Here is a 24,575-nt window from a genome sequence, read left to right as displayed (position 1 = left end):
GATCGACACTAGCGATTAGACGCGACATCTTGCCGCGCCTAGTCTTAGCGTTGATCAAACCGTCGGTGATGCCATGAACGCCAAGCGCCCAACCTGCGCGGCGCCTGCAGTCGAAACGCCCGCGCCCGCCGCCAGCCAGACGTACAGTTACAGCGATTTGCCCCTCGAGGAATCGGCCAGCACCGCGCTGGCCGAGGAAGTCGCGCTGGCGATTGCCTACAACGGCATCAGTCAGGCGGTCATGCTGGTAACGCCGACCGACCTTGAAGACTTCATCGTCGGCTTCAGCCTCGGCAGCGGCATCATCGAAGACGCCAGCGACATCTATGACCTGCAACTGACTGGCGCAGGCTCGGCGCAATACGCGCAAGTGACCATCGCCAATCGTGCCTTCTGGAACCTCAAGCAACAGCGCCGACAACTGGCCGGCACCAGCGGATGCGGATTGTGCGGCGTCGAAGCGGTGGAACAAGCGCTGCCCGACCTCAAGGTGTTGCCCGGCGCGCCGTTGCCGCCGAGTGCATGGCTCGACGGTTTGCGCCAGCGCATCGGCGCGTTCCAGCCGCTTGGCCAGCACTGCGGTGCGGTGCACGCGGCGGTGTTCATGAGCGCCAGCGGTGAACTGCTGCTCGGGCGCGAAGACATCGGCCGGCACAACGCCCTCGACAAACTGATCGGCGGGCTGATCCGCCAGAAGATATCCACAGAAGGCGGACTGGCAATTGTCACCAGCCGTTGCAGCCTCGAATTGATCCAGAAAGTTTTGCGCGCTGGCATCCAGACTTTGGTCAGCCTGTCCGCCCCCACAGGCCTTGCCGTTCAATGGGCCCGTCGACACAACCTCAATCTCATCCACCTGCCGCAGAAAAGTGCGCCGCGGGTGTACAGCCCCGCGATGGAGAATCAAGCGTGAGCCAACATCATCAAGCCGACCAGAAACCTGTCCCGCGCTACAAGCCTTACAAAGGTGCAGCCGGCGGCTGGGGTGCCCTGATCAGTGTGGCCCAGGCCTGGTTGACCAGCGACAACGCGCTGAAAAACCTGCGCATGATGCTCAAGACCAACCAGAACGGCGGGTTCGACTGCCCGGGTTGCGCGTGGGGCGATTCGCCGGAAAGCGGCATGGTCAAGTTCTGCGAGAACGGCGCCAAAGCGGTGAACTGGGAAGCGACCAAACGTCGCGTCGATGCCAAATTCTTCGCCAAACACAGCGTGACCTCGTTGCTGGAGCAGAGCGATTACTGGCTTGAGTATCAGGGCCGCCTGACCGAGCCGATGGTCTACGACGCCCAGACCGACCGCTACAAACCGATCGCCTGGGACGACGCCTACGCACTGATCGGCAAACACCTGCAAGGCCTGTCGAGCCCGGATCAGGCCGAGTTCTACACCTCGGGGCGCGCCAGCAACGAAGCGGCGTATCTGTATCAGCTGTTCGTGCGCGCTTACGGCACCAACAACTTTCCTGACTGCTCGAACATGTGCCACGAGGCCAGCGGTGTGGCGTTGGCGCAAAGTGTCGGCGTCGGCAAAGGCACCGTGACGTTCGATGATTTCGAACACGCCGATGCGATTTTCGTCTGGGGCCAGAACCCTGGCACCAACCACCCACGGATGCTCGAACCGCTGCGCGAAGCAGTGAAACGCGGCGCTCAAGTGGTGTGCATCAACCCGCTGAAAGAGCGCGGTCTGGAACGCTTCCAGCACCCGCAGCACCCGATCGAAATGCTCACCAACGGCGACAAGCCGACCAACACCGCGTATTTCCGCCCGGCACTGGGCGGCGACATGGCAGTGCTGCGCGGGATGGCCAAGTTCCTGCTGCAATGGGAACGCGATGCGCAGAAGGCTGGCGCCCCGGCGGTGTTCGACCACGACTTCCTCAACGCCCACAGCGCCAACGTGCTGGATTACCTCGGCGTTGTCGACGACACGTCATGGGAGCAGATCGTCGAGCAATCTGGCCTGACCCTGGTGGAAATCGAGCAAGCGGCGCGCATGTACGCCAAAGGCAAGAACGTGATCATGTGCTGGGCCATGGGCATCACCCAGCATCGCCATTCGGTGCCGACCATTCAGGAAATCGCCAACCTGATGCTGCTGCGCGGCAATATCGGCAAGCCGGGCGCCGGCCTGTGCCCGGTGCGCGGGCACAGTAACGTGCAGGGCGACCGCACGATGGGCATCAATGAACGTCCGCCAGTGGCCTTCCTCGACTCGCTTGAGCGACGCTTCCAGTTCAAAGTGCCGCGCCACAACGGCCACAACGTGGTCGAGGCGATCCATGCCATGGCCGAAGGTCGCGCCAAAGTCTTTATCGGTCTGGGCGGCAACTTCGCCCAAGCCACGCCGGACAGCCCGCGCACCTTCGAGGCGTTGAGCAATTGCGACCTGACTGTGCAGATCAGCACCAAGCTCAACCGCAGCCATCTGGCTCACGGTAAAGACGCGTTGATCCTGCCGTGCCTCGGCCGTACAGACATCGACATCCAGACTGAAGGCCCGCAAGCGGTCACCGTGGAAGACTCGTTCAGCATGGTCCACGCCTCCAACGGTCAGTTGCAGCCGCTGTCGAACCAGATGCGTTCGGAGCCATCGATCATCGCCGGCATCGCCGCCGCGACCCTGGGCAGCAAACCGGTGGACTGGAACTGGCTGGTGGCTGATTACGGGCGTATCCGCGAGCTTATCGCCGACACTATTCCGAACTTCAAGGAGTTCAACGAGAAGATCAAGAACCCGGGCGGCTTCTACCTCGGCAACAGTGCCGGCGCGCGCAAATGGAACACTCCGTCGGGCCGTGCCAATTTCCGCGCAAATATGTTGCCGAAAGATCTGGTTCACGAGCGCACTCGCGCCACCGGGCAACTGCCGGATCTGATCCTGCAATCGATGCGCTCCCACGATCAGTACAACACCACGATTTACGGTCTCGACGACCGTTATCGCGGGGTGAAAGGTCAGCGTGATGTGTTGTTCGTCAACGAAGCCGACATTATTCGCCTGGGCTTTCGGCCGGGGCAGAAGGCTGACATCGTTTCGATCTGGGACGACGGTCGCGAGCGTCGGGTGAAGGGCTTCACGTTGTTGGCGTTTGATATTCCGGCTGGACAAGCTGCTGCTTATTACCCGGAAGTGAACCCGCTGGTTCCGCTGGAAAGCACTGGGGATGGTAGCCATACGCCGACATCCAAGTTCATTGCGATTCGGTTGGAAGCGGCGAGCGAGACCGGGTTGATCATGGCCAAGTCTGCTTGAGGCGGCGTCAATTCAATTGCTATCGCGAGCAGGTTCACTCTCACAGATGATCGTGTTCTACCTGTCGGAATGCGATCACTGCAGGAGTGAGCCTGCTCGCGAAAGCGATAGTCGACTCACCGAATTTCTCCGCACTCAACACTTTTCGAACGCCCACAAAAAAGGCCGCTTTTTCACAAAAGCGGCCTGTCCGAAGTAGCTAAAGACCGGCGAAAATCGGTTAAGTTCCGCCCTTAAAACAGTAACTTACGTTTTTGTATACAAGTCGTGTTATTCGTCGGATTTCGATTGTCACGCTTGTTACAGAGCCTCAGGATCGCGCCGTCATCCCTTTGAGGCTCATCTATGAAGTTCTCCTCGATTCTCTTGTTGTCCCTTGGCCTGGTCAGTGGTTTTGCTTCCGCAGGTGGCACCGCCGAAGCAGGTGTGGGCGGCGCATTGGGCGGGGTTCTTGGCTCGGTCGTCGGTCAGTCTTTAGGCGGCAATACAGGTTCCACCATCGGCGCAGCCCTGGGCGGCGCGGGTGGTAGTGCGGTAGGCGCAGACAAACGCAGCCGTGGCGAAGCTGCCATCGGCGGCGCGTTGGGCGCAGCCGGCGGTAACGTGGTTGGCCGCAGCATGGGCGGCACCACCGGCAGCCTGATCGGCTCCGCAGCAGGTGGCGGCGCCGGTGGCGCGCTGGGTAACTACATGGGCAACAAAAGCGATGACGATGATCGTCGCTATGATCGCCGTCACGATGACCGTCGCTACTATCGCGACCGTCACCCAGGACGCGGCCACGCCTATGGTCACCGCAAGCATCACAAGTATTACCGCGACTGAGGCGCCTGAAGCACCTCGTTAGCCGGTAAAGCAAAAATCGCAGCCCTCGGGCTGCGATTTTTTTTGCCTGCTTCACACCACCAATCTTTCCAGCGCCCCGCGCAACCCGGCAGGAATCGGCACCGGTTGATTGCTCGCCCGATCGACAAAAACATGGACGAAACGCCCAGCGGCACACGCCTCACTTTCCCCGACCTTGAATACCGCCAGTTCGTATTGCACCGAACTGTTGCCCAACTTGCCGACCCGCAAACCGATCTCGATCAGATCCGGGAACGCGATCGAAGCGAAGTAATCGCACGCCGAACTGACCACAAAACCCACCACCTCACCGTCATGGATGTCCAGACCGCCAACCTGAATCAGGTAGGTGTTCACGGCCGTGTCGAAGAAGCTGTAATAGGTGACGTTGTTGACGTGACCGTAGGCGTCGTTGTCGTGCCAGCGCGTGGTGATTGGCTGGAAGTGGGAATAGTCGGTGCGTTGGTTCATGCGCAGTTCTCTTATTGATCGTTCTCACGCTGACCGTGAGAACGACCACTATACCTGTGGGAGCGGGGTTGCCCGCGAAGGCGCTGGTACTGGCGCCACATCATTCAACGGTCAGCAAACCCCTTCCCCTGCGCCGCCAACTCACCAATCAACCGCGCCGGTTTCCACTGATCACCCTGCCGCGTCTCCAGCGCCAACAAGCGCTGATGAATATCCGCCAGCCCCTGCTGATCCGCCCAGGCCATCGGCCCGCCCTTGTCCGCCGGGAAGCCATAGCCGTTCAGATACACCAGATCGATGTCATGGGCCGACGCGGCAATGCCTTCCTGCAGAATTTTCGCGCCTTCGTTGACCAGCGCCAGCAGACAGCGCTCCAGAATCTCTTCCGGGCCAATCTCACGTCGTTGAAAACCCAACCCTTCGCTGACCTGCAATATCAACGCATCGACCTCTGGGTCATGCTCAGCCTGACGACTGCCCGGCTCGTAGTGGTAGTAACCATTGCCGGACTTCTGCCCAAACCGCCCCATCTCGCACAAGCGGTTATCCACCTGAACCTCCGGCGCGTCCTGGCCTTTGCCGGACAGCTCACGCGCACGCCACTCCAGATCGATACCGACCACGTCGTACATACGGAACGGCCCCATGGCAAAACCGAAGCCCTGCAACGCCGCATCAACCTGCTGTGGATAAGCGCCTTCAAGCAGCATCTTGCGCGCCTCCAGTACATACGGATGGAGCATGCGGTTGCCGATAAAACCGTGACAGTTGCCGGACACCACACTGACCTTGCCCATGCGCTTGCCCAGCGCCAACGCAGCTTCCAGTGCAGCCGGCGAAGTCTGCGCGCCGCGAACGATTTCCAGCAGTTTCATGATGTGCGCCGGGCTGAAGAAATGCAGGCCCAGCACTTGCTCAGGTCGTTTGGTTGCGGCAGCAATCGCATCGATATCCAGCGCCGACGTATTACTCGCCAATAGAGCCTCAGGCTTGAGCAAGCCATCCAGTTCGCGAAAGATCTTCTGCTTGAGCTCAAGGTTTTCGTAGACCGCCTCGATCACCAGATCGACATTGCGGATCGCCGCGTAATCGGCCGCCGCGCTGACCCGCGCGAGACGCGCATCAGCCTCGGCCTGATCGATCCGGCCCTGACGCACGTTATGGGCATAAGTATCGGCAACGGTCGCGAGCGCCTGCTCCAGCATCTGTGGATTGTTATCCACCCATTGCACCGTCACACCGGCATTGGCCAGGCACATGACAATGCCACGCCCCATGGTGCCCGCACCGATCACCGCCGCCTGCTGAATATCGAATGTCTGGCTCATGTTGTTCTCTTGTTGGCGATCCAAAGACTGGTATCACCATAGTCAGCCAGCGACGGTTTTTGAAGTTTATTACCGTGATGATCGACATTCAGCGGATGGATGCAGCCTCAGAGATGTGCTTGAACCCAACCCCGCACTTCGGCATACGGATACTCCTCCAACGCTGCATAACCGGAAATCGCTCGCGCCTTGAGCTTGGTAAACAGCGGCACACTGATCCCGCACAAAAACCGCGTCAGCCGTTCCGACGTCGGTGCATCGCCCGTGTGCTGCTCATGCCTGTGGATAAAGTCACTGCACAGCGCGGCAAAATTTTTATCCACAAGCGCTGGCAACTCCGGTGGCGCTGGCAGTCGAGCGACATGCCCATGACACACCGAACAATGCCCGCAGCGCTCAGGTGCATCGTGATCGCCAAAGTACTCCGCCAGCCGATATCCCAAACAGCGCTCAGTGGCGAATACATCGAGCATCGCGTGAATCCGCGCGACTTCCGTCTGCTCATGTCGGGTGAAGTAATCGTGTAATTCACCGCTTAAAACATCGCTGTCAAAATCGCTTTGCAGCAGGCTGTAGACCTCGGTCATCTGCTTGCTCTCAAGCTCGACCCAGCCCTTTTCCTGGAAATAATCCAGCGCCTTCACCACCCGATTACGCTCAGCCGAATACTGCGTATACATCGCCTCGAAATTTACGGTGGCCCAGGTCCTCGCGCGGGTCGACGTCTGGATGATCGCCGCAACAAACTCCCGGCGTTCGCCCTCGAAACGCTCAAGCAGCGCTTCAGGCTCCAGCAGGTATTTGAAGCGGTATTCGGCGTAATACGCGTAGCGTGGGGCGATCAAGCCACGCAGTTCCAATTGCACCAGCAAGGTCTTCAGCGGCAACGCGCGGATGTTGCTTTGATCCGCCAGCGGGCCGAGCAGGAACTCCCACTGCCCCTCCGGCGCCGAGGCCTTCAGTTCATCGAGCACATAGTGAATGCCGTTGCGCTCCGGGGTGTCGCCGTACACGAAGTTTTCCAGCACGTTGAGACTGTCACGGTTGGCCAGTACCAGGCAGTCCGACGGCTGCCTGTCACGCCCGGCGCGGCCGATTTCCTGACTGTAGTTTTCGATGGATTTGGGCAGGTCGAAATGCACCACATTGCGTATGTCGCTCTTGTCGATGCCCATGCCGAAAGCGATGGTCGCGACGATGCAATTGGACTGACCGGTCATGAAGCGTTTCTGGATGGCCTCGCGTTTATCGTGGGGCAACCCGGCGTGATAAGCCTCGGCCTGAATACCATTGCGCTCAAGGTGTTCGGCGATGTGTTCGGCGGTTTTCTGCAAGGTCACATAGACGATGCTTGGCTGGCCCGGACGCTCGGCCATCCACTCCACCAGACGCCGCCGCTTGTCCTGCCCGCGCACCGGTTCCACCAGCAGATTGAGATTGGGCCGATAGAAACCGGTCGTCACGACATCCTCGGCGGCAATGGCAAATTTGGCCTGCATGTCAGCGATGACTTTTGGCGTTGCCGTAGCCGTCAACAGGAGGGTTTGCGGGATGTTGAACTGCTTTTGGTAGTCCGGCAGCTTGAGGTAGTCGGGGCGAAAGTTATGCCCCCACTCCGAGATGCAGTGCGCCTCATCCACCACCAGCAGCGAGATCGGCACCTGCTGCAAAAAGTTACGGAAGCGCTCGTTCTTCAGGCGCTCCACAGAGATCATCAGAATCTTCAATTCGCCCGAACGGGCGCGGGCCATCACGTCATTGGCGTCATCGCGGGTCTGTGCCGAATCGATGCTGCCCGCCGCAATACCGTGGCGTTGCAGAAACGCCAGTTGATCCTGCATCAACGCCAGCAAAGGCGAGACCACCAGCGTCAGACTCGGCAGCATCAACGCCGGTAACTGGTAGCAAAGGGACTTGCCAGAACCTGTAGGGAAAATCGCCGCTGCCGAGCGCCCGGCCAGCACCGCGCTGATCGCAACCTCTTGTCCGGGGCGAAACTGTGGATAACCAAAAACCTGTTCCAGGGTGTTGTGCATTCGCTGTCACTCCTTTGACCGCTGCCATGCCGACAGCCTAGCGGGCGATCGCAGCGAGTCGAGAAAAGGTCGGGGGGCAAATCGATACGAGATGATACAGCCCCGCAGGCCTGGCGACGGGCTGAAACCAACGCCACGATTTGTTTATCGCGGTGTTTGCCGACATCGCGATAGCGTGCCTGCTCCACCTTCGCATCACGCCCGGACGGCTGATGCGCGCAAATATTTCAAAGGAGTGATCATGCACTACAGGTTGAAGTTAGCCCTCGTCCTCACCTTCACCGCCCTGATGTTGGGCGGATGCATGCGGGGGCCCGAAGACCTTCCGCAGTTCGCCATTGCCGCGACACCGCAAGTCCTCGCCGATACCTGACCTTCGCTCAGGGCAGCAGCACCGCCACGCGCAACTGCTCATTCAATACCTGCTCATGCACGCTCAGGCTCTTGTTCGCCCACAGCGCATGGGCAGGGCTGATGTTGCCGGTAAACGCCGCCGCCAATTGACGCAGGTCGGCGACGCTGCGCACCTGCGGACAAAACGGCTGTTCGGCACAGTCCTGACTGGCATTGCGATACGTACTCAGCAAGTGATCCCACAGGCCATCGCGTACTTGCCGAATCGACTTGAGCTGCACTTGCGGCACACCCAGGCGTTTCTTCAAACCTGTCTCGTCAAGTGCCTCACTGGCGAGCAAGGCTTTGCCGAACATCAGCACTTCGGCGCGCGAGGCCGTGTCGACATTCGCCTGGCTGTTAAGCGCCTCCGGCCAACCGGTCCGATCCAGATAATTCAACACCAGCGAATTGCCGGCTTCTGCGGCCATCGTCAAACGGCAACCGCTGACCCACAGCAATACAATCGAGGCCATTCGTAGCCACTGCATACCTAATTCCCTTTAAGCGCGTATCGGACGTTTGGAAACGTCCCACAGATTCTGGCGCGCAAGATACAGAGGTTTGCTCGGAAGCGCCTGACAAACCCGTAGGAAACTTCCCGCCTAAGGGTTTTGCCTTGAAAACGCCATGAAAACACGTAGGGCAAATGCCCGAACCCAGGAAAAACCCCTACGAACTCTGTCTATCCCGGCTGTCTTGTTCCACCGCGCGACGCCCTCCTATAGTGACCGGCGCGACTGAATCGCGCTGTAGCGACTTCTAAAAGGACAGCCTTAATCCATGACCTCACTGCCCCCACCCAGCAACCGCTACCGCCGTTTGAAAACCAGCTACGGCGAAAATCCGGTGCTGGTTATCGACACCGACGCCTGCCATGAAGACTTGCTGGATGCAGCACATCAACGTCTGTGCGCTGCCGGCAATCTACTGGAGACTCTTTACTGCATGTGTTTTAAACAAGCGGACGTTAAAGACATTCCAAACATCATCACCGCGCTTTATCTATTGACTCAAGACGGATGCGAACTGTTAGAAGCGGCTAAATTCAAAGCCACGAACATAAACCAAGAACAATAAACAACAAACCTCGAAACAACCAACTTATATACCATTCAAAAAATCCGCACTACGTTGATTGCTCTTTCATTAACAGAGCAACCCATATGACTGTATTAACTATTTTCTTCTGCGGTACGGGCTCTAACAAGTTTGATACCCACCATGAAAACTTTTGGAACGGCGAACTGATTTCCACACTGGCTGCAAACCATTCCGGTCGCGAATTTGCCGAGTGGATCGTGGTTGACGGCCCCGGCAGCGGTAATCTGCAAGCCGATGACCTGTTCACCAAAACCAAGGAGTACGGCCTCAGCGGTACTTTATTCGGCAAGGGCTGGGAAGACAACGTGAAGCACGCGCTTAACATCATCAAAGGCAAATGCGACTGGCAACGCGAGCAACTGACAGAAACAGAGTACAACCGTCTGAAAGCAGCGGGCATTCCCATTGAAGATGTCAAAGTCGAAGGTTCGTGGATAGGGAGAAAGTACAACTATGGCGACCGCAGTATTACGCAACAGCAGTTACAAGAAGGGATTATCAAGACGTTCCGCAAAGATGGCGTTATTCCCACCCGCGTCAATCTGGTGGGCTGGAGCCGAGGTGGCATAAGTTGCCACATGCTGGCCAACGCGATGTTAAAGGACAGCCAACTTGAAAACATTCCGGTCAATATCTTTGCACTGGACCCCGTACCGGGCATCGGCAACTTCCAGGAAGAACGGGTCAAACTCGGCAGCAACGTCAAAGAGTACGTCGCCTTCTACGCTCACGATGAACGCTCCAAAGGCTTCAGTTGCGTGATCCCGCAAACCGCCACCGGCACCAAAACCAGCGTCTACCCCATGGCCGGTCGCCACGCGACCTTGGCGGGCAACGCCACCGCCGACGGTGGCGTGCCTGCCAGCGCAAGCGACCTGAAAACCCTGGTGGAACCTGGCCGTGTGGTCCGTCACTACGCCGAAACCTGCCTCAAGCGCTGGGGCGTACAACTGAACAAAACCCTCAACCTGACCCAGACCGACCTGCAAAACCTCACCAACTGCATCGTCCGCGATGAGGCCCGGTACAAACGGATGCACAACATCTCCTACACCTACTTCACCGAACTGGATAAAGGCGAACGCTACGTGTCTCTGGGCAGCAAAGGCGTGCCGTTCTCGGCGGTGAAAGGCCCGATCTACAACCCGGCGACGGGGCTGACGACCAGTGTGCTGGATGTGGCGGCGTATCGGGTTATTGGTTGAAGGCCGTGGGCGCGTGAACGAGCGAAAGAACCTACAGCAATGCCCTATCCGGTATTCGTCCCATTCCTACAAACGCAGACTCCGTTGCCGTCTATCGCGGCTTGGTAAGTCAAATCTATAGTCGTGACTGTCGCTGCCAAATCAGCGGCTCGGGTTTGGTCACCTGAAATTGAGAGAGAGAAACTGCGCATGCCCTTGTATGCTTGCCGCCATCTATTGTGCGGCATGCTTTATGGCGGCTGTGTTTGGGACGCTTCGGCGTACACGGAGTTCTCTCTCTCTGGTTGACCAACCCGAACACAGTCGCCTCCCATCGTTTGGTCATGATGGCGGCGGCTATTGGAACGCCTATAGAGAGAAGAACAATGAAAGCATGGAACCCGCTTACTCCTGATCGCTACCGCCCACTCGAATCCAACCTCACCGACACCAAGCCCCTGATCATCGACACAACGGCCAACCCACAAGACATCCTCGAATGCGCCGTCCAGCGCCTGCGCGCCTCCAGCGACCTGCTGAAAACCCTCTACTGCCTCAGCTTCAAACAAGCCGACGTCGAAGACATCCCCCACATCACCCACGCCCTCTATCTGCTGACGCAGGATGGCTGTGACCTGCTGCAAGTCGCGCAGCAGCAAATGCTCAATTGGAAAGCACCAGCCTGAAGTTGAGTGATCGGAACGCTTTTATGAACTCTGTGAGAGCGATCCGAAACTGTAATCAAACATCGGAGTAACCATGAGCAAATTCTTCGTTGAGCTGACGGAAGCATTATCGAAAAGTACTGGCAAGAACCGGGCTGACTCAAGGAAGCGCTAACGTTTAAGTGGCAGTATTCTAGCTATACGAACCAAAAACAGATGGAATAATGCCACTTAACTTCGTTTTTTCACGGGTCTTACGGCAAACAGCATCCTTCATCTTAAGTGCTATTATTTTGGCAGTTAAGGTTAAAAAATGAAGGAATACTGCCACATGGCCAAGAAAACAGCGCCGCTCTTGCCCTCTACTGCTCGACTTTTGGTCGACCTTGGTGAACGACTGAAGCTGGCTCGCCTACGCCGCAAATTGACGGCCAAGCAGGTCGCCGAAAGATCAGGCATGTCGCTGACAACCTTGCGCCATCTGGAGTCCGGAGGCTCAGGCGTAACCATCGGGGCCTACTTGTCGGTCATGCAAGTGCTGGGGCTGGAAAAGGACCTGAACAAACTGGCTGCAGCCGATGAAATGGGTCGCCAATTGCAGGATGCGCAGTTAATGCCTGCAACACGATCCGCAGCGAAAAAGCCCCAGCGAGTACGAGCAGTCAGTGCGGCAAAAAAGGGCGCATCCGAACACGTCGGGGCTTCAAACGTTATCGATGCCGCCACTACCACGAAAATTCCGGCTGACTTCCCATTCAACACACACTCACTCACCAGCCTTTTGAACACGAAGAAAAAGGCCGGCCCCCCAACAGGTGAAGAATGACGCTGATTGCTGTTTATGCAGACTGGGAATCCTTGAAAGGCGCCAGACGCCTCGGATTTCTACACGCAAGGAAAACACGCAACACCAACGTGTTCGAATTTGAGTACGACCCGAAAGCGCTGGCCGATCCCGAGTTGAGTTTCATAATTCTAGACCCGCGCATCGGCCCCTTCGAAGGCCGCCAATTCCCCGGCGAACATCAGAGCCGCTTCGGCGTCTTTGCAGACTCAAGCCCCGATCGTTGGGGCCAACTGCTGATGAAACGCCGCTTGGAAAGGGACATTCGCGACGGCTTGATCCTCAAAGACAGCAAGCTGTTCGAATCCGATTACCTGCTTGGCGTGCACGACCTGTTCCGTGTCGGCGCCCTTCGCTACAAACTCAATGACGAAGGTAACTTCCTCGACGACCGCGACGGCGTTGCCGCTCCACCCTTTGTCGAGCTACGCGCGTTAGAGCAGGCAAGTCTCGCCCTGGAAAACGATAGGGACAACACAGCCACCGAGGGCCGCGAATGGCTAAGAATGCTCATTGCACCTGGCGGCTCGCTGGGCGGCGCCAGACCGAAAGCCAGCGTCGTCGACGAGTTCGGCCAACTGTGGATCGCCAAATTCCCAAGTACGAGAGATGACTACGATGTTGGTGGTTGGGAATTTGTAGTAAACGCTTTGGCGGTCAACTGTGGTCTACGTGTTGCGACCGGCATGGCCCGACGCTACGCAAGCGATCACCACTGCTTCCTGGTGAAGCGTTTTGACCGAACCGAACGCGGCGGCCGACATCACTTCGCATCAGCCATGACCATGACCAACCGCGTCGACGGCGACGACGCCTCGACCGGCGCCAGCTATCTGGAGTTGGCAGAAGTCATCATGGAACACGGCTCAGACCCCAACACCGACCTCCGTGAACTCTGGTCGCGAATCGTCTTCAACATCCTGGTCTCCAACACCGACGACCACCTGCGAAACCATGGCTTTATTCTGGATCCTGGTCGGGGATGGCGGTTGTCGGCAGCGTATGACATGAATCCGGTGGCGCATGCGGATGGGTTGAAGCTGAACATCACGGATTCTGACAATGCGCTGGATTTGGAGCTGGCGAGGGAAGTCGCAGGGTATTTTCGGGTTAGCCGTGAGGACTCAACAGACATCATTGAGCGCATTCAAGACGTTGTCAGTCTTTGGCCGGAGATCGCTAGTGCGCTTGGGATGTCTAGACGTGAGCAGGAAAGGATGGCACCTGCTTTTCGTACCTTTTGATCACCCACAAAAAAGCCGCCCCAAGAGGCGGCTTTTTAATTTTCTACAACCCAACCTTACAACTTAGGCCCAGCAGCCTTGATCGCATCGCTCACTTCGAACTTCTTGAAGTTCTCGATGAACAGACCGGCCAGTGCTTTCGCAGCCTCATCGTATGCAGCCTTGTCAGCCCAGGTGTTGCGTGGGTTGAGCAGGTTGGTTTCAACGCCCGGTACGGCCAGTGGCACGTCGAGGTTGATGGTGTCGAGGTGCTCGGTGGCGGCACCGATCAGTGCGCCGCTCTGGATGGCTGCGATCACTGCGCGGGTGGTCGGGATGTTGAAGCGTTTGCCGACGCCGTAGCCACCGCCGGTCCAGCCGGTGTTGACCAGGTAAACCTTGGAGCCGAAGCCGCGGATGCGCTTGATCAGCAGTTCTGCGTATTCGCCAGCCGGACGCGGGAAGAACGGTGCGCCGAAGCAGGTGGAGAAGGTCGACTTGATGCCGCTGCCCGAACCCATTTCAGTCGAGCCCACCAGAGCGGTGTAGCCGGACAGGAAGTGGTAGGCCGCTTGTTCTTCGTTGAGGATCGACACTGGCGGCAGTACACCGGTCAGGTCGCAGGTCAGGAAGATCACAGCGTTTGGCTCGCCGCCGAGGTTGTGCTCGGAACGCTTGGCAACGTGCTCCAGCGGGTACGCGGCGCGGCTGTTCTGGGTCAGGCTGACATCGGCGTAGTCGGCGTGCTTGGCATCGTCGATGACGACGTTTTCCAGGACTGCGCCGTGCTTGATTGCTTTCCAGATGACCGGCTCGTTCTTCTCGGACAAGTCGATGCACTTGGCGTAGCAACCGCCTTCGATGTTGAAGACAACGCCTTCGCCCCAGCCGTGTTCGTCGTCACCGATCAGGTAACGGCTTTCGTCGGCCGACAGGGTGGTTTTACCGGTGCCCGACAGACCGAAGAACAGGGTCACGTCGCCTTCTTCGCCGATGTTGGCAGCGCAGTGCATTGGCAGCACGTCAGCGGCCGGCAGCAGGAAGTTCTGCACGGAGAACATGGCTTTCTTCATTTCACCGGCGTAACGCATGCCGGCGATCAGGACTTTCTTCTGGGCGAAGTTGAGGATCACGCAACCGTCGGAGTTGGTGCCGTCACGCTCAGGCACGCACTCGAAGTTGGCAACGTTGAGCACTTGCCATTCTTCACGGCCAGCCGGGTTGTACTGGGCCGGGTTGATGAACAGGCAACGACCGAACAGGTTCTGCCAGGCAGTCTGGGTGGTCATTTTCACGGCCAGGTAGTGATCTTCGGCCGCGCCTACATGCACGTGGGAAACAAAGTGCTCTTGCGCGTTGTTGAACGCCTCGACGCGAGCCCACAGCGCATCGAACTTGTCGGCCGGGAACTTGCGGTTGATCGGGCCCCAGGCGATAGCGGCCTGGGTGGAAGGCTCTTCAACGATGAAACGGTCGACTGGCGAACGGCCGGTACGATGACCGGTGCGAACGACCAGAGCGCCGGTATCGGCAAGCTCGCCTTCACCGCGGTTCAGGGCTTCTTTTACCAGATCATCAACACTCAGATCGGTGTACACGGCGTTATTGGCTTGCGTCATGAGGTTCCCCGTCGGCCAGTGGCCGAGTGTGCTCCAAACGTTTTGTAGTAGAAAGTCGTGCACTACTACCGCGAAAAAAGTGGGCCGGATTATGCCAGAAAAGCCCAAAAAGAGTAGGGTCCTCCCGTCGTAACGGCGAAATTCCGTCGTTACGCAGTGAATTTACCTGCGCTGAACCGTTTTAGTGCCGGGTATCTGACGGCGTGTCGACGCCCGCACCAGCGAACAATTGAGCGATATCGGCCGCATCGTAGACGTAACGCTCGTTGCAGAACTGGCAATCGATCTCGATTTTGCCGCCCTGCTCGGCCACCAGCGCCTGCGCATCTTCCAGACCCAGACTGACCAGCGCATTGCCCGAGCGTTCCCGCGAGCAGCTGCAATGGAAGCGCAGACGCTGCACATCGAACAGGCGCACTTGCTCTTCATGGTAGAGGCGGTGCAGCACGGTTTCGTTGTCCAGGCTCAACAGTTCATCGGCGGTCAGGGTACTGGCCAGCGCGGTGATGTGCTGCCAACTGGCGGCGCGGTCTTCTTCGTCCTTCAGACGGTCGGCCGGCAGTTGTTGCAGCAACAGGCCACGGGCACGACGGCCATCGGCGAACAACTTGAAGCGGGTGCCGACCTGTTGTGACATGACGAAATAGTTGGTGAAGCAATCGGACAGGGTTTCGCCGTCGAGGTCGACGATGCCCTGATAACGCTGGCCGACGGTCGGGTCGACGGTAAGGGCCAGGACGCCGTTGGGCATCAAGTCAGTGAGGGTCGCATCTGCCGCGATCTGGTCGGCGTGATAACGCGCCAGGCCACGGATCTCACGCTCGCTGGAGCACTCGATCATCAACATCGGGATCGGGCCTTCGGAGCGCGCCTGCAAAATCAGCAAGCCGTCGAACTTCAGGGTGCCTACCAGCAAAGAAGCGGCCGCCATCAATTCGCCCAGCAGTTGCGCCACCGGTTCCGGGTACGGGTGTTTGGCAAGAACTTCGGCGTAACTGCGCTCAAGCGCAACCAGTTCGCCGCGGGTGTCGCTGTCATCGAAGATGAAGCGTTGGGTGAAATCGGTATCCGTCAGGTCGGTCATAGGTTTGGGTATCTGAAAGTGATGACAAAATGGTTACAAAACGTGAAAATTTGCGTTTCTTGGCACCCTTTTTGGTGCCGACTGCTTAGCCATGGGAGGCATTTTATGAACAATCCGGGTTTGTTCCAATCAAGGTGGAACCTCGGCCGGCTGGTTCTGTGCAACGTAGTGCCATTAGCGCTACTGGCTTTCTGGTTATGGCCTACGGGCAACTCGCTGTGTGTGATTTTCGACGAGTGGCTGTTCCGCTCGCTCAATGCACCGCTGGCCAGCAACACGATATGGCTCCACATCTGGGCAATTGCAAGTCTGCGCCCGTTCGACATTGTGGTCGGGCTGATTCTGCTGATGCTGCTGATCAAGGGCGACTGGGTGTTCAAGGCGATTGATGTACGTCAGGCGTTTTTCGGTTTTTTCTCGATCCTGCTGTTGATGGTGGTGATCCGCGCACTATTTTCCAAATTCGCCGACCACATGGACTGGCAGCACAGCAGCCCGTCGATGGTGCTTGAAGGCGCCATTCACCTGAGCGACTACTTCCCGCATCTGGAGAAGACCTGGGAGCTGAAGGATCGCTCAAGCCAGAGCTTCCCCGGTGATCACGCTTCGGTGCTGTTGATCTGGGCATTGTTCATGGGCGTGTTCAGCCGCACGGCTGGCCAGTTCCTGACGATCTGGGGTCTGACCTTGCTGTTCATGCTGCCGCGACTGGTGGCCGGTGCGCATTGGGGTCAGGACGATTACATCGGCGGTGTGTTGCTGGCGGTGTGGGCGCTGGGCTGGGGTTACTACACGCCGTTTGCCCATCACGCGGCGAATTTCTGGCTGAAGGTGACTGCGCCGATCTTTAATCTGCTCGGCAAGCTGCCGCTGCTTTCGCGGATGAGTGTGGTGCGTAGCGCCTGATATCGCGTCGTCCATGGCCAGTGCTGCGCACTCGATTCGCCAGCAGGCTAGCTCCCACATTGGAATGGGATCTCCTCAGGGAGCTAGCCTGCTAGCGATGACGCATTACCGCCCTACTCGCCACTGCTGTTTCCACGAAACTTGAACAAGTCCCGCCGCTGTTTCTTGCTCGGCTTGCCGTCGGTGCTCACGCCCAACGCACCCGCCTTGCGCATCGCCGCAGCCGCTTCGCGTTTTTCAACACTCACCTCGGTTTCTGCATACAGCGTCTGTGCCTCAGGCGCGCCACGACGCACGATCGACAAGGCTTCGACCCTCACCGTGCGCACTTCGAAGCCGGTGCGGATCTCGAATTCATCGCCGATGCGTGGCTCTTTGCCAGGCTTGCAGCGCTCGCCTCGACAATGCACCTTGCCACTCTCGATCGCTGCTTTGGCCAAGGCACGGGTTTTATAAAAACGCGCTGCCCATAGCCACTTATCGAGACGGACCTTGTCGTCCTCTTCGCTTTTTTGTGCCATGGAATGTCCTCATTCTGAAATATTGGTGAACTGTACTACCGTTTCTGTCGTGTCATGAATTGCAGCATCCCGGATTACAATGCTTGCATTCCGGCGCCTGCTTCAGGGGCTGGTATTCCGGGCTGTAGAAATCTGTCGCCTTTTAACCCTTATTCTGCGTGAATACCGCGAATCCGGCCCCTGCGGGCTGAGCGGTTGTCACGGTTGAGCATTTTTTTGAAGACATTTGACCATTTGACCGTTGTCGGTCTGCGCGAGTGGGTGGCGCTCCCGGATTTGGGAGTCGCGGGCCTGCGCGCAAAAATCGACACCGGTGCCAGTACCTCCAGCCTGCATGCCACCGACATCGAGCCGTTTGAACGCGACGGCGAGAAGTGGGTGCGTTTTACCGCGCACCTGGGCACGGTGGTGCAGTTGCGTCATCGGCGCTGTGAAGCGCCACTGGTGACGCGCAAAACCATTAAAAGCTCCAATGGCCATGCCCAGGAACGCTATGTGATCAGCACGACGCTGGCGCTGGGTGATCGGGTCTGGCCTATCGAGTTCACTCTCGCCTGCCGCAAGTCCATGCGCTATCGCCTGTTGCTCGGTTCCAAAGCCCTGATCGATGGCCACCTGGTGGTCAATCCGGGCATCAAATATGTACAAGACAAGCCGGTGTTCCCGGTATCTACCTCCTCCACAGGTGTTGCATGAAGATCGCTGTGCTGTCGCGGAACCCGCGTCTGTATTCCACCCGTCGTCTGGTCGAAGCCGGCACCGAACGCGGGCATGAAATGGTAGTGATCGACACCTTGCGCGCCTACATGAACATTGCCAGCCACAAGCCGCAGATCCACTATCGCGGCAAACCGCTGGAAGGCTTCGATGCGGTGATCCCGCGGATCGGTGCGTCGGTGACGTTCTATGGCTGCGCAGTGCTGCGTCAGTTCGAAATGATGGGGGTTTTTCCGCTGAATGAATCGGTGGCCATCGCCCGTTCGCGGGACAAATTGCGCTCTCTGCAATTGCTGTCACGTCGTGGCATCGGTTTGCCGGTGACCGGGTTTGCCCACTCACCGGATGACATCCCCGACCTGATCGACATGGTCAATGGCGCGCCATTGGTGATCAAAGTGCTGGAAGGAACTCAGGGCATTGGTGTGGTGCTGTGTGAAACCGCGACCGCCGCCGAGTCGGTGATCGAAGCGTTCATGGGCCTGAAGCAGAACATCATGGTTCAGGAATACATCAAGGAGGCCGGCGGTGCGGATATCCGCTGCTTCGTGGTTGGCGACAAGGTAATCGCGGCGATGAAGCGTCAGGCCAAACCGGGTGAATTCCGCTCCAACCTGCACCGCGGCGGCAGCGCCAGTCTGATCAAGATCACCCCTGAAGAGCGCATGACGGCGTTGCGTGCGGCCAAGGTCATGGGTCTGGCAGTGGCGGGGGTGGATATCCTGCGCTCCAATCACGGGCCGCTGGTGATGGAAGTGAACTCGTCGCCGGGGCTGGAGGGCATCGAGACCACCACTGGCAAGAACGTGGCGGGGATCATCATTGAGCATCTTGAGAAGAATGGCGGGCCGAATATGACTCGGACCAAGGGCAAGGGCTAACCCCGGAAATATGTGGCGGCTGAGAGGCCCCCTTCGCGGGCAAGCCCGCGAAGGGGCCATCAGCCTCACCATAGATGTCAGTGTTTAAACAGCATCCCGCGGCAACATCAACCCAAGCGGCAACCTTACCCGCGCCTCCAGTCCACCACCCGACCGATTACGCAACTCAACATTGCCGCCATGCATCGAAGCAATCCGCTTCACGATCGCCAAACCCAATCCAGTACCCTTGCCGCCCCGCGCACGATCGCCTCGGGTAAACGGGTTGAAGATCGCCTCAAGCTCCGAAGGATCAATCCCCGCCCCCCTGTCCATCACACTCAGCACCACATACGGCGCACTGGTGTCACCGGACACATAAGCCGCGACTTCGACGCCGCTGCCGGCGTGATTCAAGGCGTTGCCGATCAAGTTGTTCAGCAAGCGCTTCATCGAAACCCGACGCAACGGAAACGGCGGAATCGGCTCCAGACGCAGGCGAACCTTTTCTTCACTCTGGTTATAGGGCGCCGCCACCTCACGTACCAGATCGCTGAGGTCCACCTCTTCCACCGACTCGTCCCGACCGTCGCGAATGAACGCGAGGAATTGATCGAGAATCGCGTCCATGTCTTCGATGTCGCGCACCATGTCATCGGTCAAGTCATTGCGGTCGCCCATCAGCTCGAGTGACAAACGCAATCGAGTCAAGGGCGTGCGCAAGTCATGGGAAACCCCGGCCAGCATCAGCTCGCGCTCACGCCCGGCCTGTTCGACGTCTTCGGCCATCTGGTTGAAGGCGCGATACACCTCGGTCATCTCGCTCGGCGTATCACTGATCGGCAGGCGCACACTGCGGCCCTGGCCGAGTTGCCGGGCGGCATAGACCAGGCGTTTCAAGGGCTGGTTGAGCTGGCTGACGAAAATCCACGCCGACGCCGTCGACAGCAAACCAATGGCCAGGAACCAGCCAAGCACGTTCCAGATTTTCTGGCCGCGCAGTGGATGCGGGTACAACGGCACTTTCAACCAGCCATCACCCAGGCTCGGCGCACGAACCCACAGCGCCGGCGGCGAGTGCATGCGTAATCGCACTTCCGTATCCGCGCCCAGCTCTGCCTGCATTTGCCGCTGGTAGATCTCGCTGTACGGCCAATGCTGTTCACCTTCCGGCACACCGGCCCCCACCACCCGTATCAGGGTCGCGGCATCAGCGATCTTTGCGCGATTTTCTTCGTCAGCGGCCCAAAAGGCACGCAGTGTCAGAGCGACACCGTGGCTGTATTGGCGATCCACCAGCACGTCCTCGTTCATCAACAGATAAACCAGGGTCAGCGCCTTGGAAAACAGCACGACGATGAGCACCAGCCAGAGGGTGCGGGAGAAAAAACTTTGGGGGAACCAGACGGGGGTTTTCATCAATAACCGCTACACACTTGCAGGGGCGAGCAATGCTCGCATATTGCAGATTGCGAGTCTGCGGGGATGGCCATTATGGCCAAGTCCCGACAGACCCGCTCCTACAAATCACCGATCACTTGGTGGCGGCGCCATCCGGTACGAACACGTAGCCAACGCCCCAGACAGTCTGGATATAGCGCGGTTTCGACGGATCAGGCTCGATCATCCGGCGCAGACGGGAAATCTGCACGTCGATGGAACGCTCCAGCGCATCCCACTCGCGGCCACGAGCCAGGTTCATCAGCTTGTCGCGGGTCAGTGGCTGACGAGCATTCATCACCAAGGCCTTGAGTACCGCAAACTCACCGGTGGTGAGCATGTGTACTTCGTCGCCGCGTTTCAGTTCACGGGTAGCCAGCGACAACACGTAATCACCGAAAGTGACGTTTTCGTCTTCGCTGCCCGGCGCGCCCGGTACCGGAGCGGCCTGACGACGCAGAACAGCCTTGACCCGCGCCATCAGCTCGTCCGGGTTGAACGGCTTGGCCAGATAATCGTCGGCGCCCAGTTCCAGGCCCTTGATGCGGCTCATCTCATCGCCTTTGGCGGTGAGCATGATGATCGGAATCTGGTTATTCGCTGCTCGCAGACGACGGCATGCGGTCAAGCCATCTTCGCCGGGCAGCATCAGGTCGAGAACGACCAGATTGAAGACTTCACGCGACAGCAGACGATCCATCTGCTCGGTGTTCGGTACGGTACGGGCACGATAGCCCTTGCTGACGAAAAAACGTTCCAGCAGGCTGCTCAGCCCCGGATCGTCGTCAACGATGAGAATTTTTTCGCCTTCAGCAGTTTGTGCAGTGCTGCTCATTGGATGCTCCTTTTAGCTCGGCGCGCATTATGGCGTAGCTGTCGTTATACGCACCGTGTGCATTGTTAGCAGATTTTTCCTTCACTGCCAGAAAACCGGGGTTTATGCCTACAGACTGCAACGCCCCCGAATGACAGAACGCTGGTTATAATGCGCGGCGTTTTGTGCCAGGCAACGTCTGAATCGTTACCGCAAGTGGCCGGTATTTTTTCCAGGTCAGCGCAGTAATTGTTCGATTTCACGGGTCAATGGGCTGCCTTTTGACCCAGGCAGCGGCCATCTTCATGCCGCTCAACCAGACTCCGGGCCTTTATTTCCGTGCCTGCGAGCCTGCTTTCACAATATGTCAGGTGGTTTTATGGACAGCATCAACAGCCGCATCGCCGAGGAACTCGGCGTACGCCCACAACAGGTCGAAGCGGCCGTCGCGCTACTCGATGAAGGCTCTACCGTTCCCTTCATCGCCCGTTACCGGAAAGAAGTCACCGGCAGCCTCGATGACACCCAGTTGCGTCATCTGGAAGAGCGCCTGCGCTACCTGCGAGAACTCGACGAACGGCGCATCAGCATCCTCGCCAGCATCGAAGAGCAAGGCAAACTCACCCCTGCCCTCGAGCGTGACATCAAGCTCGCCGACACCAAGACCCGCCTCGAAGACTTGTACCTGCCGTACAAGCAGAAGCGCCGCACCAAGGGTCAGATCGCCCTGGAAGCCGGCCTCGGCGATTTGGCCGACGGCCTGTTCAACGACCCGAACCTGACCCCGGAAGCCGAAGCCGCACGCTTTGTCGACGCCGAAAAAGGTGTGGCCGATGTGAAGGCTGCGCTGGAAGGCGCCAAATACATCCTGATGGAACGCTTCGCCGAAGACGCCAGCCTGCTGGAAAAATTGCGTAACTATCTCAAGCAGGAAGCGACCCTCAGTGCCCGTGTGATTGCCGGCAAGGAAGAAGAAGGCGCCAAATTCCGCGACTACTTCGAACACGACGAACCGCTGAAAAGCATGCCATCGCACCGCGCACTGGCGATTTTCCGTGGCCGCAACGAAGGCATCCTCAGCTCCGCGCTGAAAGTCGGCGACGAACTGCCGGGCACCATGCACCCGTGCGAAGGCATGATCGGCCAGCAATTCGGCATCCAGAACCAGAACCGCCCGGCCGACAAATGGCTCGGCGAAGTGGTGCGCTGGACCTGGAAGGTCAAGCTTTACACCCACCTGGAAACCGACCTGCTGGGCGAGTTGCGCGACGGCGCCGAAACCGAGGCGATCAACGTGTTCGCCCACAACCTGCACGACCTGCTGCTGGCTGCTCCGGCCGGTCCGCGTGCAACGTTGGGCCTCGATCCGGGCCTGCGCACCGGTTGCAAGGTGGCGGTGGTCGATTCGACCGGCAAACTGCTCGATCACGCCACGGTTTATCCGCACGTGCCGCACAACAAATGGGATCAGACCATCGCCATTTTGGCGGCCCTGTGCGCCAAGCACTCGGTTGATTTGATCGCCATCGGCAACGGCACCGCCAGCCGCGAAACTGACAAACTGGCGATCGAGCTGATCAAAAAATACCCAGCGATGAAGATGACCAAAGTCATGGTCTCCGAGGCCGGTGCATCGGTGTACTCGGCGTCGGAACTGGCTGCCAAGGAATTCCCGGATCTGGACGTGTCGATCCGTGGCGCGGTGTCCATTGCCCGTCGCTTGCAGGATCCACTGGCCGAGCTGGTGAAGATCGACCCGAAATCCATCGGTGTCGGCCAGTACCAGCACGACGTGTCCCAACTGAAACTGGCACGTGGTCTGGACGCTGTGGTAGAGGACTGCGTGAACGCCGTCGGTGTCGACGTGAACACTGCCTCCGTGGCGCTGCTGGCAAGGATCTCCGGTCTCAACGCAACACTGGCGCAGAACATCGTGGCGCACCGCGACGAACACGGCGCGTTCAAAACCCGCGCAGCGCTGAAGAAAGTCGCGCGTCTGGGCGAAAAAACCTTCGAACAGGCCGCCGGTTTCTTGCGCGTAATGAACGGCGACAACCCGCTGGATTCCTCGGCGGTTCACCCGGAAGCCTATCCGCTGGTGCAGCGCATTGCCGCTGAAACCGACCGCGACATTCGCTCGCTGATCGGCGATGCCGGGTTCCTCAAGCGTCTGGATCCGAAGAAATTCACCGACGAGACCTTTGGTCTGCCGACCGTGACCGACATCATCCAGGAACTGGAAAAACCAGGCCGCGACCCGCGTCCGGAATTCAAGACTGCCGAGTTCCAGGAAGGCGTCGAAGACCTCAAAGACCTGCAACTGGGGATGATCCTCGAAGGCGTCGTCACCAACGTGACCGCGTTCGGCGCATTCGTCGACATCGGCGTGCATCAGGATGGTCTGGTGCACATCTCGGCGCTGTCGGAGAAATTCATCAAGGATCCGCGCGAAGCGGTGAAGGCCGGTGACGTGGTGAAAGTGAAGGTCATGGAAGTCGATATTCCACGCAAACGCGTGGGCCTGTCGATGCGCATGGGCGACACCCCGGGCGAGAAGATCGATGGCGCCCGTGGCTCGCGTCCGGGCTCGGCACAACGCCAGCCTTCGAACAACGCGCCACGCAAGGAAACCGTCACCGCCGCGCCAGTGAACAACGCGATGGCGTCGCTGTTCGCCAACGCCAAGCAGTTGAAGAAACGCTGATGGAGATTCCGGCCGGGCTCGTCGAGAGCGCGTTTTTCAAGCTATTGGGCTGCCGCCTGCACAGCCTGGAAACCGGGGTGGCGCAAGTCGCCCTGGGGCTGGAACCCGAACTGCGCAACCGCGGCGGCAAATTGCATGGCGGCGCGCTGTTCAGTCTGGTCGATATCGCGATGGGGCTGGCCTGTTCCAGCACCCACGGTTTCGATCAGCAGAGCGCGACCATCGAGTGCAAGATCAACTACATCCGCGCCGTTTCCGACGGTGAGGTGCTGTGCACGGCGCGGGTGATCCACCCGGGCCGCCGCACGTTGGTGGTCGAAGCCGATGTGATGCAGGGCGACAAACTGGTCGCAAAAGCGCAAGGCACCTTCGCTGTCCTGTAGATGTTGTTCATCATTTTGAGTTAATTTCGGCGCAATGAATCCTGTAGGAGCTGCCGCAGGCTGCGATCTTTTGATTTTGTTTTCCAATAGCAAGATCAAAAGATCGCAGACTGCGGCAGCTCCTACAGGTTATGTGTGCGGCTGACCGGCTAGTAAAACCAGGCGAAAACGCCAG

The 24,575-nt window shown here is 58.6% G+C and carries 23 protein-coding genes; 14 read left to right on the top strand and 9 right to left on the bottom strand.

Going from position 1 to position 24,575, the window contains the following annotated elements; genetic code table 11:
• Positions 1-73 precede the first annotated feature (73 nt).
• The 3 genes from fdhD to PSH79_RS01255 all read left to right on the top strand — a co-directional run bounded on the left by fdhD (position 74) and on the right by PSH79_RS01255 (position 4,083).
• Entirely contained in the window at positions 74-913 is an 840-nt protein-coding gene (gene fdhD, locus PSH79_RS01265) for a formate dehydrogenase accessory sulfurtransferase FdhD (RefSeq protein ID WP_305440862.1), read from the top strand.
• Positions 910-3,258, top strand: a complete 2,349-nt coding sequence (locus PSH79_RS01260; RefSeq protein ID WP_305440861.1) for an FdhF/YdeP family oxidoreductase — start codon at positions 910-912, stop codon at positions 3,256-3,258. Before fdhD ends, PSH79_RS01260 begins: the two co-directional genes overlap by 4 nt.
• A gap of 345 nt (positions 3,259-3,603) precedes the next feature.
• A complete protein-coding gene (locus PSH79_RS01255) occupies positions 3,604-4,083 on the top strand; it encodes a glycine zipper domain-containing protein (RefSeq protein WP_305440860.1) in 480 nt (159 codons plus the stop codon).
• A gap of 72 nt (positions 4,084-4,155) precedes the next feature.
• Here PSH79_RS01255 and PSH79_RS01250 read toward each other — a convergent pair whose 3' ends face one another.
• From PSH79_RS01250 to PSH79_RS01240, 3 genes are all read right to left on the bottom strand, one after another.
• On the bottom strand, positions 4,156-4,575 hold the full coding sequence (locus tag PSH79_RS01250; RefSeq protein ID WP_305440858.1) for a thioesterase family protein: 420 nt from the start codon (positions 4,573-4,575) through the stop codon (positions 4,156-4,158).
• Positions 4,576-4,679: 104 nt separating this feature from the next.
• Entirely contained in the window at positions 4,680-5,903 is a 1,224-nt protein-coding gene (locus PSH79_RS01245; protein WP_305440857.1) for a 3-hydroxyacyl-CoA dehydrogenase, read from the bottom strand.
• Positions 5,904-6,010: 107 nt separating this feature from the next.
• The gene (locus tag PSH79_RS01240; RefSeq protein WP_305440856.1) at positions 6,011-7,939 is read right to left on the bottom strand and encodes an ATP-dependent DNA helicase RecQ; all 1,929 of its coding nucleotides are present in this window, start codon (positions 7,937-7,939) and stop codon (positions 6,011-6,013) included.
• Positions 7,940-8,180: 241 nt separating this feature from the next.
• Here PSH79_RS01240 and PSH79_RS01235 point away from each other — a divergent pair, with 241 nt between their 5' ends.
• A complete protein-coding gene (locus tag PSH79_RS01235) occupies positions 8,181-8,312 on the top strand; it encodes a hypothetical protein (RefSeq protein ID WP_305440854.1) in 132 nt (43 codons plus the stop codon).
• Between the two features lie 7 nt (positions 8,313-8,319).
• On the opposite strand, the gene PSH79_RS01230 is transcribed toward PSH79_RS01235, so the two are convergent.
• Complete coding sequence (locus PSH79_RS01230; protein ID WP_305440852.1) at positions 8,320-8,823, bottom strand: polysaccharide deacetylase; 504 nt, start codon at positions 8,821-8,823, stop codon at positions 8,320-8,322.
• Positions 8,824-9,115: 292 nt separating this feature from the next.
• Here PSH79_RS01230 and PSH79_RS01225 point away from each other — a divergent pair, with 292 nt between their 5' ends.
• The 5 genes from PSH79_RS01225 (at position 9,116) to PSH79_RS01205 (ending at position 13,373) form a co-directional block, all read left to right on the top strand.
• Positions 9,116-9,412, top strand: a complete 297-nt coding sequence (locus PSH79_RS01225; protein ID WP_305440851.1) for a hypothetical protein — start codon at positions 9,116-9,118, stop codon at positions 9,410-9,412.
• A gap of 86 nt (positions 9,413-9,498) precedes the next feature.
• Positions 9,499-10,641 carry a hypothetical protein gene (locus PSH79_RS01220; RefSeq protein WP_305440850.1) on the top strand — a complete coding sequence of 381 codons (1,143 nt, stop codon included), beginning with the start codon at positions 9,499-9,501 and terminating at the stop codon, positions 10,639-10,641.
• Between the two features lie 365 nt (positions 10,642-11,006).
• Positions 11,007-11,306: a hypothetical protein gene (locus PSH79_RS01215; RefSeq protein ID WP_108224270.1), complete on the top strand. Its 300-nt coding sequence runs from the start codon at positions 11,007-11,009 to the stop codon at positions 11,304-11,306.
• Between the two features lie 310 nt (positions 11,307-11,616).
• A complete protein-coding gene (locus tag PSH79_RS01210; RefSeq protein WP_305440848.1) occupies positions 11,617-12,111 on the top strand; it encodes a helix-turn-helix domain-containing protein in 495 nt (164 codons plus the stop codon).
• Positions 12,108-13,373 (top strand): type II toxin-antitoxin system HipA family toxin, encoded by a 1,266-nt coding sequence (locus PSH79_RS01205; RefSeq protein WP_305440847.1) that lies wholly within the window; start codon positions 12,108-12,110, stop codon positions 13,371-13,373. The genes PSH79_RS01210 and PSH79_RS01205 overlap by 4 nt, the downstream gene beginning before the upstream one ends.
• Positions 13,374-13,429: 56 nt before the next feature.
• Here PSH79_RS01205 and PSH79_RS01200 read toward each other — a convergent pair whose 3' ends face one another.
• The gene (locus PSH79_RS01200; protein ID WP_007917942.1) at positions 13,430-14,971 is read right to left on the bottom strand and encodes a phosphoenolpyruvate carboxykinase; all 1,542 of its coding nucleotides are present in this window, start codon (positions 14,969-14,971) and stop codon (positions 13,430-13,432) included.
• Positions 14,972-15,152: 181 nt separating this feature from the next.
• Complete coding sequence (gene hslO, locus PSH79_RS01195) at positions 15,153-16,055, bottom strand: Hsp33 family molecular chaperone HslO (protein ID WP_305440844.1); 903 nt, start codon at positions 16,053-16,055, stop codon at positions 15,153-15,155.
• Between the two features lie 105 nt (positions 16,056-16,160).
• On the opposite strand from hslO, the gene PSH79_RS01190 reads away from it, so the two are divergent.
• Positions 16,161-16,961, top strand: a complete 801-nt coding sequence (locus PSH79_RS01190) for a phosphatase PAP2 family protein (RefSeq protein ID WP_305440843.1) — start codon at positions 16,161-16,163, stop codon at positions 16,959-16,961.
• Positions 16,962-17,074: 113 nt separating this feature from the next.
• On the opposite strand, the gene PSH79_RS01185 is transcribed toward PSH79_RS01190, so the two are convergent.
• A complete protein-coding gene (locus PSH79_RS01185; protein ID WP_305440842.1) occupies positions 17,075-17,482 on the bottom strand; it encodes an RNA-binding S4 domain-containing protein in 408 nt (135 codons plus the stop codon).
• A 276-nt stretch (positions 17,483-17,758) separates the two neighbouring features.
• Here PSH79_RS01185 and PSH79_RS01180 point away from each other — a divergent pair, with 276 nt between their 5' ends.
• Together PSH79_RS01180 and rimK are read left to right on the top strand one after the other, a co-directional pair.
• The gene (locus tag PSH79_RS01180; protein WP_230669412.1) at positions 17,759-18,178 is read left to right on the top strand and encodes an ATP-dependent zinc protease; all 420 of its coding nucleotides are present in this window, start codon (positions 17,759-17,761) and stop codon (positions 18,176-18,178) included.
• Positions 18,175-19,080, top strand: coding sequence for a 30S ribosomal protein S6--L-glutamate ligase (gene rimK, locus PSH79_RS01175; protein WP_007949201.1), 906 nt, complete (start codon positions 18,175-18,177; stop codon positions 19,078-19,080). Before PSH79_RS01180 ends, rimK begins: the two co-directional genes overlap by 4 nt.
• Positions 19,081-19,164: 84 nt before the next feature.
• Here rimK and PSH79_RS01170 read toward each other — a convergent pair whose 3' ends face one another.
• Both PSH79_RS01170 and ompR read right to left on the bottom strand, forming a co-directional pair.
• Entirely contained in the window at positions 19,165-20,478 is a 1,314-nt protein-coding gene (locus PSH79_RS01170; protein WP_305440838.1) for an ATP-binding protein, read from the bottom strand.
• Between the two features lie 115 nt (positions 20,479-20,593).
• Positions 20,594-21,334 (bottom strand): two-component system response regulator OmpR, encoded by a 741-nt coding sequence (gene ompR, locus PSH79_RS01165; RefSeq protein WP_016986271.1) that lies wholly within the window; start codon positions 21,332-21,334, stop codon positions 20,594-20,596.
• 358 nt (positions 21,335-21,692) lie between these two features.
• Here ompR and PSH79_RS01160 point away from each other — a divergent pair, with 358 nt between their 5' ends.
• Positions 21,693-24,017 (top strand): Tex family protein, encoded by a 2,325-nt coding sequence (locus PSH79_RS01160; RefSeq protein ID WP_305440835.1) that lies wholly within the window; start codon positions 21,693-21,695, stop codon positions 24,015-24,017.
• Positions 24,017-24,400: a PaaI family thioesterase gene (locus PSH79_RS01155; RefSeq protein ID WP_187679402.1), complete on the top strand. Its 384-nt coding sequence runs from the start codon at positions 24,017-24,019 to the stop codon at positions 24,398-24,400. The genes PSH79_RS01160 and PSH79_RS01155 overlap by 1 nt, the downstream gene beginning before the upstream one ends.
• Positions 24,401-24,575: the final 175 nt, after the last annotated feature.

It is taken from the genome of Pseudomonas sp. FP2196 (assembly GCF_030687715.1).
Taxonomy (GTDB): Bacteria; Pseudomonadota; Gammaproteobacteria; order Pseudomonadales; family Pseudomonadaceae; genus Aquipseudomonas.
This window is presented reverse-complemented; position numbering and strand designations above follow the sequence as displayed.